The organism is Caballeronia sp. M23-90 (assembly GCF_053574605.1).
In genome coordinates this window covers 1-3,904 of the sequence record NZ_JBSIPA010000562.1, presented here as the reverse complement: position 1 = coordinate 3,904, position 3,904 = coordinate 1, and the positions used below count along the sequence as shown (strand labels likewise).

Annotated in this window: 4 protein-coding genes and 1 pseudogene; 4 read left to right on the top strand and 1 reads right to left on the bottom strand. The window is 59.4% G+C overall.

Features of this window, described 5'->3' with window-relative positions:
• Positions 1–944, bottom strand: a 944-nt coding sequence (gene mpl / locus ACRXB1_RS32490) for a UDP-N-acetylmuramate:L-alanyl-gamma-D-glutamyl-meso-diaminopimelate ligase (RefSeq protein ID WP_449494367.1), incomplete at its 3' end; no start/stop codon positions are given.
• An 864-nt stretch (positions 945–1,808) separates the two neighbouring features.
• Between mpl and ACRXB1_RS32485 the strand changes: the two genes are divergently transcribed.
• The 4 genes and pseudogenes from ACRXB1_RS32485 to ACRXB1_RS32470 form a co-directional block, all read left to right on the top strand.
• Positions 1,809–2,456: a hypothetical protein gene (locus tag ACRXB1_RS32485; RefSeq protein WP_062000273.1), complete on the top strand. Its 648-nt coding sequence runs from the start codon at positions 1,809–1,811 to the stop codon at positions 2,454–2,456.
• Positions 2,453–3,001, top strand: a complete 549-nt coding sequence (locus tag ACRXB1_RS32480; RefSeq protein ID WP_062000274.1) for a TlpA family protein disulfide reductase — start codon at positions 2,453–2,455, stop codon at positions 2,999–3,001. The genes ACRXB1_RS32485 and ACRXB1_RS32480 overlap by 4 nt, the downstream gene beginning before the upstream one ends.
• 201 nt (positions 3,002–3,202) lie before the next feature.
• Complete coding sequence (aroQ, locus tag ACRXB1_RS32475) at positions 3,203–3,655, top strand: type II 3-dehydroquinate dehydratase (RefSeq protein ID WP_449494366.1); 453 nt, start codon at positions 3,203–3,205, stop codon at positions 3,653–3,655.
• A 152-nt stretch (positions 3,656–3,807) separates the two neighbouring features.
• Positions 3,808–3,904 (top strand): annotated as a pseudogene (locus ACRXB1_RS32470) (acetyl-CoA carboxylase biotin carboxyl carrier protein); the annotation flags it as partial.

The following is a 3,904-nucleotide window of genomic DNA, read 5'->3' as shown; positions in this document are numbered from 1 at the left end:
GAACGCGCCGCCGCGATCGCCGCCAGCGCGTTCAGGCGGTTGTGTTCGCCTTGAACTTGCCAGTCGACCACGCCCATGCGCTCGCCTTCCCAATAGACGGCGAATTGTTCATCGGCGGGAACGCCTTCGGTGGCCGGCTGCGCTTCCCAGCCGCCTTGCACGCCGAAACGCTCGACACTTGACCAGCAACCGCGCGTCAGTACGCGTTCGAGTGCGCCCTCACGCCCGTTCGTCACGATCCTGCCGACGCCGGGAACGGTGCGCACGAGATGGTGGAATTGGGTTTCGATGGCGCCGAGATCCGGAAAGATGTCGGCGTGATCGAATTCGAGGTTGTTCAGAAGCGCCGTGCGCGGGCGGTAATGGACGAACTTCGAGCGTTTATCGAAGAAAGCCGTGTCGTATTCGTCGGCTTCGATCACGAAGAAGCTCGAATCCGTGAGACGCGCTGAAATGCCGAAATTGAGCGGCACCCCGCCGATGAGGAATCCCGGATTGAGACCCGCATCCTCCAGCAGCCACGCGAGCATGGAACTCGTGGTGGTCTTGCCGTGCGTGCCGGCGACTGCGAGCACCCATTTGCCGTTCAGGACATGTTCGCCGAGCCATTGCGGGCCGGACGTGTAGGGCAGGCCGCGATCGAGGATGGCTTCCATCAGTGGATTGCCGCGAGTGACCACGTTGCCGATCACGAAGAGATCGGGTTCCAGTGCGATCTGTTCGACCCCGTACCCCTCGATCAACTCGATGCCTTGAGCTTCGAGCTGCGTGCTCATGGGGGGATAGACGCCGGCGTCGCAGCCGGTGACGCGGTGTCCGGCTTCGCGCGCGAGGACTGCGAGACCGCCCATGAATGTGCCGCAGATGCCGAGGATGTGAATGTGCATAGAGGTTTGTTGGCACGGGGGGAAGTTGGGAATATTCCTGCGCCCGGAGGGGGATATTGTAACCGACAGGGTTGGACGGCTGGCGCCTGGGGCCGGGATTGGGCGAGGGAGGTCGGGGGTGATGCCGGGTTGTTGCTGTTTAGGTCTTCGCGCGTTCGGTGTTGGCTGATATTTTTCGCACTGTTAGCCACTGTGCGTGGCGGCACTTCATTTCTTTGTCCAACGGCGACAAAGAAACGAAGCAAAGAAAACGCCTCTCAACCGAGGGCTCATAAGTGTCCCGAGCGTGCAGTGACAACTGTTTGGTACGTCAGAAGAACGCTCGACACCGGAATTCAGAACACTTGAACCCCTCCCCCTCCTTCAACAGATACCCACACGCTTCGCCACCAGTAATTGTGGCAGTCAATACGGAAACCTGACCTTGGCATAACAACGGGTGAGCCCGTAACCGGTCCACAACATCTTGAACTGGCCCTAGACTTCGCCGCCAGTACAGCCAGCCCCTGCGTTTGGGCGTCAGCGCGCGCAGCGCGGAAGCCTGATTAACGGATTCCCACACTGGTGGCGAAGCGTGTGGGTTGCCGTTGACGGAGGGGGAGGGGTTCAACTGCCCGAGGTTATGGCGTCGAGCGTTCTTGTGAAGTACCAAACAGTTGTCACTGCACGCTCGGGACACTTATGTGCCGTCGGTGGAAAGGCGTTTTCTTTGCTTCGTTTCTTTGTCGCCGTTGGACAAAGAAATGAAGTGCCGCCACGCACAGTGGCTAACAGTGCTAAAAAAATCAGCTAAAACAGAACGCGCGAAAGCCTAAAAGCAGCAACCCAGCAATAACCCTGACCCCTACGAACAACAAACCTCCTCCCAACCAAAACCCCACCCAACCGCCAGCGTCCGCCCCTTCCGGTATCATCCTCACCATGATTCGCAAACCTCATTTCGACCCTCAGCGCGTCCGCGAGGAAATCGCCATCGCGGCGGCGCGAATGATCGCCGAAGACGGCCTCGACTACTCCACCGCCAAGCGCAAAGCCGCCCGCCAGGTGATCGGCGAAACGCGCGTCAGCGGCGAATGGCTCCCCGATAACACGCAGATCGAAGAAGAAATCCGCGAGTACCAGGCACTCTTCCAAAGTGAAAGCCAACCGGCCGTCCTGCGCCGCATGCGCGAGGTCACCCTCGAATGGATGCAGCGCCTGAAACCGTTCAACCCTTACGTCACCGGCGCCGTGCTGAACGGCACCGCAGGCGAGCACTCGGACATCCATCTGCAATGTTTCTGCGATAACCCCAAGGAAGTCGCAATCTATTTACTGAACGCAAACATTCAATACGATGTCTCCGAGACGCGCCATTTCGCCGGCCGCGGTTATGTGGAAACGCTGAGCTTCCTCACGCGTCCATCCCGCGACGAAGAACCCATGGGCCTGCACATCGCGCTTTACGATACCAACGACCTGCGAGGCGCCGTCCGCGCCGACGGCCGCGGCAAGCTTGCTCGCGCAAACGCCGCCGCCGTACAGGCACTCCTCGACGCCCCTCCTTCCACACCGGCTACATCACTATGAAACCCATGCGCATCGTTGCTGCCCTGATTGTCGCCATCGCGGCGACCGGCGGCGGCTTTTATGCAAGCCATCTGATCATGGGCGGCAGCCCGAGCGAAGCGGCCATGACGACATCGGCAAAGGGCAATGCCGTCGATGACCTCTGGAAACAGCAACTGCAAATGGCCGCCGGCACGCAACAAAGCCTGGCATCGTTCAAGGGCAAACCGGTCGTGGTCAATTTCTGGGCGTCGTGGTGCGGCCCATGCGTGAAGGAAATGCCGACGCTCGCGGCGCTGCATCGTGAATATGCGAAGAAAGGCATCACCTTCATCGGGCTCGGCGTGGACTCCGAGAAGAACGTGAACGCGTTCCTGCAGAAAGTGCCCGTCGACTACCCCATCTATATTGCGGGCTTCGGCGGCGCCGATCTGGCCCGAAGCTTTGGCAACAATGCGGGCGCGCTGCCGTTCACGGTGGTCATCGACGCGAAAGGCGCGATCCGGTCCACAAAACTGGGTGAGGTCGACCCAAAAGAGTTAAAAGCGACGCTCGACGGCCTGTAGGCATCTGGCTGATCCGCGTCAAATCGAAACGATTCACGGAAAGTTAACGGTAATTCGGCGAACTTTGCCCGAAAATGCGTGCAAAATGCGCGTGTACACACTTATCTGCCTGGAGTCCAAGGCTGGTGCGGCTTCGTAAAACTAGACAAAATTCTCTAAAGGGCGCTAAAGTGCGCCCAACTCCGCATAAACCAAAGCCCTATGTCACGACTGCTGGTGCTTCACGGCCCTAATCTAAACCTGCTCGGCACCCGCGAACCGGACGTCTATGGACGGGTCACGCTCGCTCAGATCGACCAGGCGCTGGCAGAGAAGGCCAAGGCTGCGGGCACGGAACTGACGTCATTCCAGAGCAATCATGAAGGTGCGATCGTCGACCGCATTCAGCAGGCGCGGATCGAACAGGTGAATTTCGTGCTGATCAACCCGGCCGCGTACACGCACACGAGCGTCGCAATTCGCGATGCGCTTGCAGGCGTGGCGCTGCCGTTCGTCGAGATTCATTTGTCGAACGTCCACAAGCGGGAAGCTTTCCGGCATCACTCTTATTTCTCCGATCTCGCCGAAGCCGTGATTTGCGGCCTTGGCTGGAAAGGCTATCTGTATGCACTCGACTTCGCACTCGAGCGCATTGCCCCGAAGACGCGCGATTGAGCCGCGACCCGCTCGGATCTGAACTGCCCGCACACGATCACGCGGAGCCAGTGTCAGAAGCGCCAACGGACGCACCCGTCGGCGGCACCCAAAAACCAAGTCAAGCACCGGGAAAAGCTCCCGGTCACCAAGCATTGAAAGGGGAATTTTCGATGGACCTTCGTAAACTCAAAACGCTGATCGACCTCGTCTCGGAATCCGGTATCTCGGAACTGGAAGTGACCGAGGGCGAAGGCAAGGTTCGCATCG

Excerpts from the sequence above, each read along its gene's own strand:
- ACRXB1_RS32485 (WP_062000273.1), top strand. The coding sequence starts at position 1,809 with ATGATTCGCAAACCTCATTTCGACCCTCAGCGCGTCCGCGAGGAAATC.
- ACRXB1_RS32480 (WP_062000274.1), top strand. The coding sequence starts at position 2,453 with ATGAAACCCATGCGCATCGTTGCTGCCCTGATTGTCGCCATCGCGGCG.
- aroQ (WP_449494366.1), top strand. The coding sequence starts at position 3,203 with ATGTCACGACTGCTGGTGCTTCACGGCCCTAATCTAAACCTGCTCGGC.